General features: G+C 49.5%; 13 protein-coding genes. 9 read left to right on the forward strand and 4 right to left on the reverse strand.

What is annotated here, in order from left to right:
* Positions 1 to 54: 54 nt before the first annotated feature.
* Both J3P35_RS13895 and J3P35_RS13900 read left to right on the forward strand, forming a co-directional pair.
* Positions 55 to 3,195 (forward strand): efflux RND transporter permease subunit, encoded by a 3,141-nt coding sequence (locus tag J3P35_RS13895; RefSeq protein ID WP_210465181.1) that lies wholly within the window; start codon positions 55 to 57, stop codon positions 3,193 to 3,195.
* 227 nt (positions 3,196 to 3,422) lie between these two features.
* Positions 3,423 to 4,124: a hypothetical protein gene (locus J3P35_RS13900; RefSeq protein ID WP_210465182.1), complete on the forward strand. Its 702-nt coding sequence runs from the start codon at positions 3,423 to 3,425 to the stop codon at positions 4,122 to 4,124.
* A 247-nt stretch (positions 4,125 to 4,371) separates the two neighbouring features.
* On the opposite strand, the gene J3P35_RS22220 is transcribed toward J3P35_RS13900, so the two are convergent.
* A complete protein-coding gene (locus tag J3P35_RS22220; protein WP_210465183.1) occupies positions 4,372 to 5,745 on the reverse strand; it encodes a sensor histidine kinase in 1,374 nt (457 codons plus the stop codon).
* Positions 5,742 to 6,425, reverse strand: a complete 684-nt coding sequence (locus tag J3P35_RS13910) for a response regulator transcription factor (RefSeq protein ID WP_210465184.1) — start codon at positions 6,423 to 6,425, stop codon at positions 5,742 to 5,744. Before J3P35_RS13910 ends, J3P35_RS22220 begins: the two co-directional genes overlap by 4 nt.
* A gap of 226 nt (positions 6,426 to 6,651) precedes the next feature.
* Here J3P35_RS13910 and J3P35_RS13915 point away from each other — a divergent pair, with 226 nt between their 5' ends.
* Positions 6,652 to 6,804 (forward strand): hypothetical protein, encoded by a 153-nt coding sequence (locus tag J3P35_RS13915; protein WP_210465185.1) that lies wholly within the window; start codon positions 6,652 to 6,654, stop codon positions 6,802 to 6,804.
* A 140-nt stretch (positions 6,805 to 6,944) separates the two neighbouring features.
* On the opposite strand, the gene J3P35_RS13920 is transcribed toward J3P35_RS13915, so the two are convergent.
* Complete coding sequence (locus J3P35_RS13920; protein ID WP_210465186.1) at positions 6,945 to 7,931, reverse strand: GlxA family transcriptional regulator; 987 nt, start codon at positions 7,929 to 7,931, stop codon at positions 6,945 to 6,947.
* Between the two features lie 215 nt (positions 7,932 to 8,146).
* On the opposite strand from J3P35_RS13920, the gene J3P35_RS13925 reads away from it, so the two are divergent.
* From J3P35_RS13925 to J3P35_RS13940, 4 genes are all read left to right on the forward strand, one after another.
* Positions 8,147 to 8,599 (forward strand): SRPBCC family protein, encoded by a 453-nt coding sequence (locus tag J3P35_RS13925; protein WP_210465187.1) that lies wholly within the window; start codon positions 8,147 to 8,149, stop codon positions 8,597 to 8,599.
* Positions 8,600 to 8,615: 16 nt separating this feature from the next.
* Positions 8,616 to 9,167 carry an SRPBCC family protein gene (locus tag J3P35_RS13930; protein WP_210465188.1) on the forward strand — a complete coding sequence of 184 codons (552 nt, stop codon included), beginning with the start codon at positions 8,616 to 8,618 and terminating at the stop codon, positions 9,165 to 9,167.
* Positions 9,168 to 9,178: 11 nt separating this feature from the next.
* Positions 9,179 to 9,652, forward strand: a complete 474-nt coding sequence (locus J3P35_RS13935) for a VOC family protein (protein WP_210465189.1) — start codon at positions 9,179 to 9,181, stop codon at positions 9,650 to 9,652.
* Positions 9,653 to 9,713: 61 nt separating this feature from the next.
* The gene (locus J3P35_RS13940) at positions 9,714 to 9,947 is read left to right on the forward strand and encodes a hypothetical protein (RefSeq protein ID WP_210465190.1); all 234 of its coding nucleotides are present in this window, start codon (positions 9,714 to 9,716) and stop codon (positions 9,945 to 9,947) included.
* 189 nt (positions 9,948 to 10,136) lie between these two features.
* Here J3P35_RS13940 and J3P35_RS13945 read toward each other — a convergent pair whose 3' ends face one another.
* Positions 10,137 to 10,739 carry a porin family protein gene (locus tag J3P35_RS13945; protein WP_210465191.1) on the reverse strand — a complete coding sequence of 201 codons (603 nt, stop codon included), beginning with the start codon at positions 10,737 to 10,739 and terminating at the stop codon, positions 10,137 to 10,139.
* Between the two features lie 673 nt (positions 10,740 to 11,412).
* Between J3P35_RS13945 and J3P35_RS13950 the strand changes: the two genes are divergently transcribed.
* Together J3P35_RS13950 and J3P35_RS13955 are read left to right on the forward strand one after the other, a co-directional pair.
* Positions 11,413 to 12,285, forward strand: a complete 873-nt coding sequence (locus J3P35_RS13950; protein WP_246850213.1) for an arylamine N-acetyltransferase family protein — start codon at positions 11,413 to 11,415, stop codon at positions 12,283 to 12,285.
* Between the two features lie 222 nt (positions 12,286 to 12,507).
* On the forward strand, positions 12,508 to 13,242 hold the full coding sequence (locus J3P35_RS13955) for a ThuA domain-containing protein (protein WP_210465193.1): 735 nt from the start codon (positions 12,508 to 12,510) through the stop codon (positions 13,240 to 13,242).
* Positions 13,243 to 13,494 lie beyond the last annotated feature (252 nt).

Below are 13,494 nucleotides of genomic sequence, written 5' to 3' on the forward strand. Positions count from 1 at the left end.
CAGGTACGCTGTGTCTGGCAAAAGGTAGCCAACATCTCAGTTATTACTTTTCTCATGAATTCATTCATAAAAAACATCATCGGGTTCTCGCTTAAGAACCGCTTCCTAGTCTTTTTCATTACCGCCGGCATTGTGCTGGCCGGTATCTTCAGCTTTCTGCACACGCCCATTGAAGCGTTCCCAGACGTGACCAACACGCGGGTGCAGATCATCACGCAATGGCCCGGCCGCAGCGCCGAGGAAGTGGAGAAGTTTGTGACCATACCCATTGAGGTGGAGATGAACGTGGTGCCAAAGAAGACCAGCCTTCGGTCCATCTCGCTTTACGGGTTGTCCGTGGTGACCATGATCTTTGAGGACGAGGTTGACGACTTCCATGCCCGCCAGTTGGTGGCGAACCAATTGGCGACCGTGAACCTACCTGAGGGCATTGACGCCGAGATGCAGCCCTCAGCGGGGCCCACCGGCGAGATTTTCCGCTACACCCTGGAAAGTAAAACCAAGGATGTACGCGAACTGAAAACCATTCAGGATTGGGTGATCGACCGCAAACTGAAAGGCGTGCCTGGGATCGCCGACGTAGTTAGCTTTGGGGGAGAAGTGAAGACCTACGAAGTGAGCGTTGACCCCAGCCTGATTGGTAAATACAACATCACCGCGCCTGATGTGTACGAGGCCATTGCCAAGAGCAACCTCAACGTGGGCGGCGATGTGATTGAGAAAAACGGGCAGGCGTACGTGGTGCGCGGCATCGGGCAGCTCAACAACATTTCTGAGATCGAGAACGTGATGGTCACCGATCGCAACGGCGTACCCGTGCTCATCCGCAACGTGGCATCAGTAACTGAGTCGCACTTGCCTAACCTAGGCTTTGTAGGCCGGGACGAGGAAACCAACCTGGTGGAAGGCATTGTGGTGATGCGCAAAAACGAGAACCCCAGCGAAGTGCTGGAATCGCTCAAAAACAAGATCACGGAGTTGAACGAACAAGTGCTGCCCGATGACGTGCAGATTAAACCTTTCTATGACCGTTCTGACCTGATTGGTTTTACGACCAAAACCGTGTCGCATAACCTTTTAGAGGGAATTGTGCTGGTGACGGCCATTGTGTTCCTGTTCATGGCCGATTGGCGCACCACCATCACGGTAGCCATCATCATTCCGCTGGCCTTGCTCTTTGCCTTCGTGTGTATGCGCCTCAAAGGAATGTCCGCGAATCTGCTGTCCATGGGGGCTATTGATTTCGGGATCATCATTGACGGCGCGGTGGTAATGGTGGAAGGTCTGTTTGTGGTGCTGGACAAGAAAGCGCACGAGGTGGGCATGGCCCGTTACAACCTGCTCTCTAAACGCGGCATTATCAAGAAAACCGCCATTGATTTAGGCAAGTCTATCTTCTTCTCCAAACTAATCATCATTACTGCCCTGCTGCCAATTTTCGCCTTTCAGAAGGTGGAGGGGAAAATGTTCTCACCGCTGGCCTACACATTGGGCTTTGCCTTGCTTGGGGCTTTGTTCTTCACCCTCACGCTGGTTCCGGTGCTTTCCAGCATGCTCTTGAATAAGAACGTGCGGGAGAAAAACAACCCGTTTGTGAATTTCCTGAACAAGTATGTCTACAAAGGCTTTTCTTTCACCTACAAGCACAAACGAGCCAGCTTAGTAGTGGCCTTGGCGATCATGGCAGCGGGACTTTTCACTTTCAAATTCCTGGGCTCAGAGTTCCTGCCCCAACTTAACGAGGGCGCTGTGTACGTGCGCGCCAGCATGCCTATGAGCACGTCTTTGAAGCAGTCCATAGAAATGTCAGAAAAGATCAGGGGCAGCATCCGGTCCTTTGACGAGGTGAAACAGGTAATGTCCCAGACAGGACGGCCTAACGACGGGACAGACCCCACCGGTTTCTTCAACATTGAGATGCACGTGGACCTGAAGCCCAAGGATGACTGGCACAGGAAAATCAGCAAAGAAGAGCTCATCAATGAAATGCAGACCAAACTGGCGGCGTACCAAGGTATCAGCTTCAACTTCTCCCAGCCCATCATGGACAACGTGGAGGAAGCTGTCTCCGGGGTGAAAGGCTCCATGGCCGTGAAGGTGTTTGGGGATAACCTACAACGGTTAGAAGTTCTGGGTGACCAGGTGTACAATGTGCTCAACAAGGTGGAAGGCATTGACGACCTGGGTGTGATCAATCTCATTGGGCAGCCCGAGATGCAGATTGAACTGGACCAGCAGCGCATGGCTTCCTACGGCGTCTCCACCGCCGATGCACAGGCAGTCATTGAAATGGCCATTGGCGGGAAAGGCGCCAGTATCCTCTACGAAGGCGAGCGCAGGTTTGCCATCAGAATCCGCTACCAGCAAGAGTTTAGGAACAATGAAGAACAACTGGCCAACCTGCGGGTGCCAACAAGCCACGGAGGAAACATCTCGCTGAAGGAAATTGCCAAGATCAGCAGCGTGACAGGACCCGCTTTTGTGTACCGCGAAGACAACGCCCGCTTTATTGCTGTCAAATTCTCGGTGCGCGGCCGCGACCTGGGCAGCACCATCAAAGAAGCGCAGGAGAAAGTAGACCAGGCGGTGAAGCTGGACAAAGGCATGCACCTGGAGTGGAAGGGCGAGTTTGAGAATCAGATCCGGGCCACCGATCGCCTCATGGAAGTGGTGCCGGTGAGCATCGTCTTAATCTTCCTGATCTTGTTTGCTTTGTTTGGGAACGGGAAAGACGCGGTGCTGGTGATTTTGAACGTGCCGTTCGCACTGATAGGTGGTATTCTGGCCCTTTTGATGACCCATACCAACTTCAGTATCTCGGCAGGTGTGGGTTTTATAGCCCTTTTTGGGATTTGCGTGCAAAACGGGGTGATCCTCATCTCGGTGTTCAAGAACAACCTGCTGGAAGGAATGCCGCTAGCCAAAGCCATTAAAGAAGGAGTGAAAGAGCGCACCCGCCCGGTGGTGATGACCGCCATGATGGCCGCCATCGGGCTTTTGCCGGCGGCGCTTTCCACCGGCATCGGGTCCGAGACGCAGAAACCGCTGGCCATTGTGGTGATTGGCGGGCTCATCAGCGCCACTGTGCTCACCCTACTCATTTTCCCGCTGCTGTTTGACAGCGTTTACAAGAGAACACTCAAGAAACGAACCAATGCCCATGTGGCACGGAAGGCGAATACCGTGCCCGCATAGTTTTGATAGGTTTGACTGTTTGTGTAACGGTTCGTTCTTGAGTGAACCGGGGTGGCCTTGTGCTACCCCGGTTACTTTTAATGAAAAGGCGTTGGGAGTTTATCATGCTTTTACCTCCTCTTATTCAACCTCATAGTTGCTAAAAGTTCTATCAATCAAATCGACGGGGCTTCTATTCAGGCAAATATTTCCCTTAAAAGTCTGTACATCTTTCAAGAAACAAACCCATGGAAACATGCATTGAGAAGTATAACAACCTGCAGAAACAGATGGTAAGTGAGATTGCTGGGGAGAGGATGACACGAGAAAATGGATCGGCAGCCTCTTATAAATCCTTTATAGAAGACATCCACTGGAATACATTACATCGCTCCATCCACGTAATTGAGGTGGGAGAACTGGCGAAGAAGAGTTTTGTCAAATATGGCTTGGACGGTTTAGCCAGCCACCCCGAAGTAGGTGGCCGTTACCTGAGGTTATTTGGTTTACTAAGTGCGGTGTTTCAGCAAAAACTGGCCATTGAGAACTTATTGGAGATTTATCAGATAGAGGAAAAGAAGAAGATTTCTTCCAGTCTGAATAGCTCTGAGATCATTGAACTGTGCAACAAACTAGGGGTACATGCCACTTATTTCAGAAATCAACAGGCGGAAACTGAAAGTCAATTCTATGTTTGTGAGACCTCCAGGTCAGAGATAGAAGTAAGCAAGATCAAACAATTAATTAGGAAATATGAGTTTGAAAGTGTTGATCTGCTGTATGACTTGAAATGCTTTGATAAAAAGGTGGAATTAACCTTATCGTTTATCATTGCAAAGATCCTAAAGAAGGAATTCAATAACCAAGGCGAATACTACGATCAATATAGGGCCATAAACAGCCAGAAGGATTTTATATCTGATGCAGGCAACCGTGGGTCAAATTCATAATGCGTGATCTGATTGGCTGGTTGGCTTCTTGTGTACTAAAACGCGTCCGACGTTATGGTGTAACGTCGCTACAGGATACTAAATGTAGCGTCATTGCAGTGCTACGACGCCATCCGGCAGGATGATAAGGCGCTGGCCTCCAAACGCGGTTGTACTACTCGTTGGCCTCTATTAACAGCTTTATTCCTTTTCAAATTTTATTATATAACTTGTTTACAGCCTCTTTTTATAAAAATGGGCCTAAAACCTAGCTCTGGTAAACCGTAGGAAAAAGTAGTGTAACAGAAGTGCCCTTCTGCAGAATTGATTCCATTTTGATGGAGCCGCCATGCAGGCGCATGATCTTCTCGGTCATGGCTAGGCCAATGCCGGAGCCGGTGCGGGCACGGGCGTTCTGCGCACGGTAGAAAGGCTCCATTACTCGATTCAGCTCCTGCTCGGGAATACCTATTCCCTGATCCTTCACCAGTACCGCCACTTGCTTCTCCTCACATTTTAGAGAGACCAACACAGGTTGATGGTCTGAGAACTTGGAGGCATTTTCCAGTACATTTTTAAGGGCTATCTGCAACAGGTTGCGGTTTCCCAAAACGGTTATCAACTCTGGATTTTCCGGCAGGTTGGAGAGATCCAATTGGATTTGGTTCTGCGGAAGTTGTTGCCTCAAATCTGTTTTTACTTCTAGCAGCACTTCGTCTATCCGCACCTGTTCCTGCCGAACCGCTTCTTCGTCAAATCCGGTCTGGGCCAGAAGAATCAAATCTGATGTAAGCTTTTCCAAACGGTCTGTTTCCTTCTGGAGCGTTTCCAACGACTGCTTATACTCTTCCGGGGTTCGGTCTTTCAACAACGTAACTTCCAATTCGCCCCTAATGGCGGTCAGAGGATTCCGGAGCTCATGGGAGGCATTCGCGATAAAGCTCTTCTGCATGTAGAAGGAAGTCTCCAGGCGCTCCAGCATCTGATTAAAGGTAGACACCAAATCCCCAATTTCGTCACGGTTTTCCCGCCCTTTAACCCGCAGGTGCAAATTGGAGGCCCTGATCTTGTTGACCTCCTGCACAATGGAAACAATGGGTTGCAATACCTTTCTGGCGAAGAAGTGACCCGCTACAGCCATGATCACCATACCAACCAATATACTGACCAGCAATACCTTTTGTAGGTTCTGGAGTTTGCTTTTGCCGGTCACATCCATGGCGGAGACAATCACATAGAAGTTTCCCTGGTTGTCCTCATACCAAAGCCCTACTGCCTGTTTGTCTTCTTGCCAGAACTCTGCCTCCTGGTGCTGGTCTATCTCGTCAAAAACATCAGATTGAACACTAGGTTTATCTGTATCCGGCGACAATAACACCTGACGGTTTTTATCAAAAATGGTGAGGGTTTCCCTAGCTAAACTTTGCAGGTATTTGCGTTGGATTTTCTGCATGCTGGCGGCACTGAGTTCATCCCGCTCCAGGTACATCTGCGCCGAGATAACGCCCCTGTCCCTTAATCGTTGGAAATACTGCCGGTGGGTGTACTGCTCAGCAAAAAAGTAAATAATAAGGCCCATGAAGATGAGCACCGCCGTGGTGAGCCCTGTAAAGATGAGGGTGAGTTGATTCCGGAAATTCACGCGTCCTCCGGCTTCTTAAGAATGTAGCCCATACCCACTACGGTATGGATCATCTTGGTAGAAAACTCTTTGTCAATCTTGTTGCGCAGGTAGTTCACGTATACGTCCACCACATTAGAGCCTAAATCAAAGTTCAGGTCCCAAACATTCTCCAATAAATCTACCCTGGACAATACTTTTCCTTGCCTTTTCATAAAATACTCCAGCAAGGCGAACTCCCGGGCGGTGAGGTTGATTAGTTTTCCTTCGCGGGTGACTTCTTTCGTATCCAGGTTCAGTTGCAGATCGCCGGCTTGCAAGAGGTTGCTGGACACAGAAGTATCGGCCCGCCGGGCCAATGCTCTGACCCGCGCCACCAGTTCTTTGAATTTGAAGGGTTTGGTCAGGTAATCATCGGCCCCGGCCTCTAATCCGTCCACGATGTCATCGGTGGCGCCCAGGGCGGTAAGCAATAGCAGGGGTGTCTTGATCTGTTCTTGCCGCAGCTGTCGGCACAGGTCTAACCCGCTGAGGTGGGGCATGATGATGTCCAGCACGATGACCTGGTACTCGTTCTGCAGAGCCAGCCTTTTGCCGGTCAGGCCATCGTAGGCCACCTCCACTTCAAACGTCTGTTCTTGAAGACCTCTTTTGATAAATGCGGCCACATTGGGTTCATCTTCAATAACCAGTACTTTCATCTGCAATAAGGGAAAACTAAAATAGCGCTTTGCTTTAAAGGTACAGGAATAAGGGCCTAAATAAAAGCTTTAAAGGTGCAGTAACTGAAAAACGAGTTAGTCTAAGCAAACTGTTTCCGCAAGACTGAGGCAAGTTTCAGAACTTGCAGACCACAAGTGATGATTGTGGCTCTTTTTCCAAAAAACAGGCCTAAAACAACATAGCCGTAGCCATTGACCTGGGTGAGTGGAACGACATAGCGCCTGCCCCGAAGCGATGCGCTTTGCCTGGGCCGACAACCTAGAGGGTGCCAACCTGTACAACAAGGAAGGTTTACGTGCCACGCCTTTCAAAACTGATTCTCAGGCTGATACACCTAAAGTAGGCGTAGTCAAGTAGAACTCTAAAGATCACTCACAAAATAGCCTTTGGGTCGATGAAACGGAAGATGCATTCCGGGTTCATCGGCCCAAAGGCTTGTTATTTATTTACAGTAACAGGTGCTTCCAGTCTTGATGTTTTGGCTTACCTGAAACAGATCAAGCCATTTCCATGGCTTCTTTATTGTACTTGTTGCGGTATTCCAGGGGCGAGATGCCGGTGATCTTCTTGAAGGTGGTTCTGAAGGCCTTGGTATCTGAGTACCCCACTGAGTACATGACCTCATTCACGTTCTCGCGGGAAGTCTCCAGGCACACCTTGGCAGCTTCTACTTTGACCCGTTGAATGTATTCCACAACGGTGTTGGAGGTGGCTTTCTTGAAGCGGCGCTCAAAGTTGCGGCGACCCAGGAAACACATCTCGGCCAGTTCCTCCACCGTGATTTTGTTCTGGAAATTCTGCTCAATAAACTCCTGCACCTTCCTGATCTGCTCATCGTGGTGTTCTTTCTGCCCGTGGAAGATGATGAACGGCGACTGGCTGTTGCGGCCAATGTCAATCTCAAAGATCTTGGAGGAGCGCACCGCCATGTTGCGGCCCGCAAATTTCTCTACCAGGTACAGAATAAGGTTGAGCGAAGAATAGGCCCCGCCGCTGGTGTAAATGCCGCCCTCATCGGTAATGATCTTGTAGGGCAGCAGGTGCACGTCTGGGAACATCTGCTTGAATTCCTCCACCGCCAGCCAGTGCGTGGTGCAGCTGCGGCCTTTCAACAGCCCGGTGGAGGCCAGTAGGAAAGCCCCGATGCACAAAGACACCACCTCGGCCCCGTTTCTGTACTGGCTGATGATCCAGGGCACAAAGCCTTTGTTCTCCTCAATGACTTGTTTCATGTCGCCGTGCACGGCCGGGATAATGATGAGGTCTGTTTTAAGGGCGTCTTCCACCACCAGCTCGGGTTTTATGCTGAATAAGCCGTTCGTAACCCTGGTATCCTGGGTGAGCCCCACCAGCTGCACCTTGAACAATGGAGCCTGACCCGTCCGCTCCAAAGCCTCATTGACCTTGGTGAACATCTTATGGGTCGCCTCGATATTGCTAAAGCTAATATCACCTTCGGGAATAAGAATAGAGATGTGCTTCATAGCCTTAAAGTAAGAAGCTTTATTGTCGTAATCAACCCCCTCTTATGTCGCATTCACCCTCTTTTGAAAAGAGCAGATGTTTGTATGTTTGTGCTAAAGGAATTGGCCAACACAAAGGAAATTAGCAATCCGTTTTAAGTCAGTTATTTAGAAAACAGGCCCAGAACGGGATTCCCGACTCTCAAGATGATTGTTTAACTAACCGGATAAAAGCCATGGAAAAAACCACTATCAAAAAAGAGATTGACATCAAAGCCCCCAAAGAGAAAGTATGGAACGTGTTGGTGCAGGACCAGTACATCCGGCAATGGTACGCGGCCTTCAGTGAAGGTGCCTACGCCGAGACAGATTGGCAATTGGGCAGCAAAGTGCTCTTCAAAGATCCCTCCCAGAACGGCATGATTGGCAAAGTTGTGCAGCACACGCCCCACGAGGTGCTTTCTGTGCGGTACGAAGGGCTTTTGATCAATGGCCAGGAAGATACCCAAAGCGAGGACGCCAAAGCGGTACAAGGCGGCCTGGAGACTTATAAATTACTGGAGAAAGCCGGCGGCACCCAGGTGGCCATTGAGGGTGACATGACCCCGGAGTTCTATGACATGATGTCCGCGGCCTGGGACGTGGCGCTGCTCAAGATCAAGGAACTCTCTGAAAACCAGGTTAACTAACCAATTGCGCTATCCTATGAAATTGCTGAAGAAAATACTACTAGGCTTAGCCCTTATTATAGGTGCTTTGCTGGTGGTTGCCCTGTTTGTTTCCCGTGAGTACCGTATTGAACGCGAGATTGTCATCAATCAGCCTAAAGAACAGGTTTTCAATTATGTAAGCCACCTCAAGAACCAGGATTACTTTAACAAATGGGCCATGCAGGACCCGCAGATGAAGAAGAACTTCCGGGGTACCGACGGGGCGGTGGGTTTTGTCTATGCCTGGGACGGGAACGACAATGCCGGCAAGGGCGAACAGGAAATAAAAAGCCTGGTGCCCGGGGAAAGTGTGGACATTGAGATCAGGTTTCAAAAGCCAATGGAGGCAATTGCCCGCACGCCTTTTACCACCACCGCGGTTTCTCAGAACCAGACCAAGGTAACCTGGGCCATGGTGGGCGGCTACCCCTACCCCTGCAACCTGATGCATTTAGTCATGGAGCCAATGTTGGGCAAGGACATGGAAACCAGCCTGGCCAGCCTTAAAGGAATATTGGAAAAAGATCAACTCACCTCAAATCAATAATTAATAGCAACATGGTTACCTTACATCCTTACCTGAACTTCAACGGCAACACCGAGGAAGCCTTCAATTTCTACAAATCTGTTTTCGGGGGCGAGTTCCTGGCCCTGCAGCGTTTCGGGGACATGCCAGACGCTGGCAGAATCCCCGCCCATGAACTTGACAAGATCATGCACATTGCCCTGGCCATTGGCGAGGGTACCATCCTGATGGGCACCGATGCCCTGGAATCTATGGGCCACACCGTGACCATGGGCAACAACTTCCACCTTTCCCTTGACACCCAAAGCGTGGAAGAAGCCACCAACATTTTCAACGCGCTCGCTGAAGGCGGAAAAGTGGAGATGCCCTTAGATAAAACGTTCTGGGGTGCTTACTTCGGGATGTTGACCGACCGGTTCAATATCAAGTGGATGGTGAACCATGACCTGAAACAAGAGGCGAAAGAGCAGGCCCTCACGCCGGAAGCGGAAACCACTACCCTATAACTCGTTTAACCCTTATCGGCCTTTTTCTGACAGAAAGTTTTGGTCTTAAAGCCCATCCCCAATGATGATTCAGCAGGAAAACAGAATGGTGGAAGTGTTTGCCACCAATGTGGAAGAGGTAGCCAAGGCAAACAGACTGGTGGCGGTTTTGCAGCAGCACCTGCCGGGCTGCCGCATCAACTTTGACCTGGAGGACTGTGACAGAATCCTGCGGGTGGAAGGCCCAATTTTCAATCCATCCCAGGTGTTGCAGTTAGTGACCAATGACGGCGTAAACTGCTGGTTGCTTGAGTAAACGCTTTGCTTAGCGTAATAGCAGGAAAAGACTTTAGACACCCTTATGGTCCCTGAATAGTTTATCAGGTTCAGGTCACTGGACCGGGTCAGTTAAGGGTAAAAAAACAGGCACCTTCGTTTAAAGGCCGTTTTCAATGAAATGGCCCCTAAACGGAGGTGCTTGTTTTATAGTGATTAGATATTTTGGTTATTTACCAATGAGTTTGTACCCGATGCTCAGGATAACTTGCCGGTTTCTGAAATCTACATTACCATTGTTTGGGTCAGTGTAAGCCCGTTTCAGGCGCTCATAGCGCACATCGGCGGTAAGCCGCGAAATGTCAACGCCAGCCCCAATCTGGTAACCCCAATCGGCAGATTCAAAAGAGTCTTTGTAGTCCTTTACATCAGACTCGCTGTTGATGAGTACTGAGGCCACCGGACCCGCATACGCCCGCAAGAACAGCAGTTTATAACCTACCAGAATGGGAACGTCTATATTGGTGAAGCCAATTTCCTGCACCGAGGTACCAGTTCCGTCCTGGTTAGGCACCTGGAATTTACCGCCGGAGGAAGACAAAACCGCCTCGGGCTGCAGCAGGAAACCCGCTACATTGAACCTGGTAAACACGCCGGCATGAAAACCGGTAATGCTGCCCTCTTCCTTGAACTGGGTGAAATTGGCACTGGGGTTTTTAAGATCCACATTAGACGAGCTGATGCCCGCTTTCAGCCCTAACGTGAAGCCCTGGGCCTGGGCTGCCAAGCTGGTAAAGGAAAGAAAGGCAACGAAAAGAATGATTTTTTTCATAATTAGTAAGAGTTAGAACGGTTTGTTTAAAGCAAATGAACGTCTTTGCCGCCTCATTTCAAAAAGAGGCCGCACCTGTTTTACGACCCATTTCAGGAAAAGACTTTAAAAGAACGCACACTTGGCAAAAGATGATATAAGTACTGCATCATATGGTTTTTTACTTACCTGAGTTGGACTAAATTTTTCTTCCCTGGCTTAAAATACCTTTCTGGATTGACCCTTACTTGAAACCTAAAACAAACCTTCCGGGATTGTTCAATCATCTTCTTCTGGTCTCCTTCCTGCTTTTGTGCCAATTGCGTTTCTCCTTTAACCAGGTAATCCTATCTTCTGCAATAGTAAGATACCCAACGTATCTCCCTCAGGAGGCCTTCAGGAGGTAAGTAAAAAGGAATCTATTTAAGTCATCTGGGAAGCAGGCTTGAAACAAATTTTAGATTAATTTAAATTATTCCAATTTAATTCCTATATTAGACATCTTAATAGTCAAATACCCTTATTACATAATAAATTAATCATTGCAATTTTATCTGATTGACCTGGCTTAACTAGGTTGATACAGACCTAAGGCTATCCTCCCAAGATGGCAAAAGCACCTTTTTATTACCAACATGAGGCCTTCACCTCATACCCAACAAACCTATCCTATAACCCTTTATTACCTAAGAAGATGAAAGCAAACGCCCTTGTATCGCCGGAAAAGACACTCTTCAAAATAAAGAAAGACGGACTGGACCTGGAGCGGTATCTGGCCCGGATCAACTATTCCGGCCCCCTTACCCCCACCCTGGAAACGTTGCAGAAGCTGCATTTTCAGCACGCCATCTCCATACCCTTTGAGAACCTCAATCCATTTTTGAAACAGCCGGTGCCGCTGGATATTGAGTCGCTGCAGCGCAAAATGGTGGAAGAAGGCCGGGGCGGATACTGCTTTGAGCAAAACCAATTGTTTGCGGAAGCCCTTCGGGCCCTGGGTTTTCAGGTGAAAGGCCTGGCCGCGCGGGTTCTCTGGAACGTACCGGCCGGCGTGACCACCGCCCGGGCCCATATGCTGCTGCTGGTGCACCTGGAAGACGCCGACTATATCGCGGATGTGGGTTTCGGGGGGCTGACCCTCACCGGTCCTTTGCGGCTCCTGGAAACAGGCGAACAGAAAACCCCGCACGAGACTTTCCGGCTGGTGCCCCAGGAAAATGAATTTGTGTTACAGGCCAAAATCCAGGGGAACTGGAAACCCATGTACCGGTTCAGCCTGCAGGAGCAGTTTGCACCGGACTATGAGGTGAGCAATTGGTTTACCTCCACCCACCCCAGGTCCCCGTTTGTTAACGGGCTGATGTTCGCCAGAACCACACCGCAGGCCCGCTATGCGCTCCGCAACTATGAACTAAGCATCCACCATGAGAACGGAATCACGGAAAAACAGGTGCTCACCAGCCCTGCCCAGGTGAAAACCGTGCTGGAGGAAGTGTTCAAACTGCCGCTGCCCAACACTCCGGAACTGGACCAGTCCCTGCACCTGATCATGCAGCCCCTGGATTAACGCTTCTGCCGTTTAAGGTGCCTCCAGAGGCAAATTTTCTCCGCAAGGAGATCCTCTTCTCTGAAGCCAGCAAACCCAAGACTACCCTTATTTTCTATAACTTCTGTCCTACGCTTTTTAGGCCTGTCTTTGTAAATCAGGCTTAAAAAGCGTAGCATTATAGCTAATCAGAAAACGAATCTTTTTAGTTATATCCTTAAACAAAGGGACACCCACCCATTTATGAAACAACTGTACCTGTTACTCTTCTTGTCCATTTTTTTGTTCACCAATTGCTCCTCTGAAAACAGCCACAACAGCAGTCCCAAGCTCCCATCGGTGTTGGTTTTCTATAATACGGCGGGCTTTTACCACACGTCCATTCCAGCAGGTCTGGCGGCCATCCAGAAGCTTGGGCGGGAGAATGGGTTTGGGGTAGACACCACCAAGAACGCAGATATCTTCACCTCAGATTCGCTGAAGAAATACAAAGCGGTGGTTTTCCTGAGCACCACCCAGGATGTGATGAACGATGCCCAGCAAAGCGCCTTTGAGCAGTTCATCAAAGGCGGAGGTGGGTTTGTAGGCGTACACGCCGCTACGGACACCGAGTACCAATGGCCGTGGTATAACCAACTGGTAGGCGCTTATTTTGAAAGCCACCCGCAGATACAGACAGCCACTGTCCAGGTGCTGGATAAATCGCACCTTTCTACCTCTTTCCTGCCAGACAGATGGGAAAGAGAAGACGAGTGGTACAACTTCAAGAACATCAACCCCAACATTAAGGTACTGGCTACTTTAGACGAGACCACTTACCAGGGAGGCAAAAACGGAGCCAGCCACCCCATTGCCTGGTACCACACCTTTGACGGCGGCAAAGCCTTTTACACCGCCGGCGGCCACACCGATGAAAGCTTCCAGGAACCGCTCTTTCTCCGGCACTTACTTGGCGGCATCCAGTACGTCCTGAAGTAAGCGCTTCGTGCCAATTTTGCTATCCAGCTACTTCAATATCTCGGCAGGCATGGTTCAAGTTTTCAACTTTGACCTACTATGATTGGAAGTTTGTAATTTCCATGAGGCGAAAGCCTCAAACTTAATTTCCTGACTCAGTTCAGCGAAGCATCCACCAAAAGGAATTAGCTAGATTTCTTTCCTATGGAAATCTAACCATACAAAAGGGCTGGTCCTGCTGTACAAAGCAGGACCAGCCCTTTTCTTTTGTTT

Origin of the sequence: Rufibacter roseolus (assembly GCF_017916365.1) — a bacterium.
GTDB lineage: Bacteria > Bacteroidota > Bacteroidia > Cytophagales > Hymenobacteraceae > Nibribacter > Nibribacter roseolus.

What these genes read in the sequence shown, in the direction of transcription:
- J3P35_RS13895 (WP_210465181.1), top strand. Translation starts at nt 55, where the DNA reads ATGAATTCATTCATAAAAAACATCATCGGGTTCTCGCTTAAGAACCGC.
- J3P35_RS13900 (WP_210465182.1), top strand. Translation starts at nt 3,423, where the DNA reads ATGGAAACATGCATTGAGAAGTATAACAACCTGCAGAAACAGATGGTA.
- J3P35_RS13910 (WP_210465184.1), bottom strand. Translation starts at nt 6,425, where the DNA reads ATGAAAGTACTGGTTATTGAAGATGAACCCAATGTGGCCGCATTTATC.
- J3P35_RS13920 (WP_210465186.1), bottom strand. Translation starts at nt 7,931, where the DNA reads ATGAAGCACATCTCTATTCTTATTCCCGAAGGTGATATTAGCTTTAGC.
- J3P35_RS13925 (WP_210465187.1), top strand. Translation starts at nt 8,147, where the DNA reads ATGGAAAAAACCACTATCAAAAAAGAGATTGACATCAAAGCCCCCAAA.
- J3P35_RS13930 (WP_210465188.1), top strand. Translation starts at nt 8,616, where the DNA reads ATGAAATTGCTGAAGAAAATACTACTAGGCTTAGCCCTTATTATAGGT.
- J3P35_RS13935 (WP_210465189.1), top strand. Translation starts at nt 9,179, where the DNA reads ATGGTTACCTTACATCCTTACCTGAACTTCAACGGCAACACCGAGGAA.
- J3P35_RS13940 (WP_210465190.1), top strand. Translation starts at nt 9,714, where the DNA reads ATGATGATTCAGCAGGAAAACAGAATGGTGGAAGTGTTTGCCACCAAT.
- J3P35_RS13945 (WP_210465191.1), bottom strand. Translation starts at nt 10,739, where the DNA reads ATGAAAAAAATCATTCTTTTCGTTGCCTTTCTTTCCTTTACCAGCTTG.
- J3P35_RS13950 (WP_246850213.1), top strand. Translation starts at nt 11,413, where the DNA reads ATGAAAGCAAACGCCCTTGTATCGCCGGAAAAGACACTCTTCAAAATA.
- J3P35_RS13955 (WP_210465193.1), top strand. Translation starts at nt 12,508, where the DNA reads ATGAAACAACTGTACCTGTTACTCTTCTTGTCCATTTTTTTGTTCACC.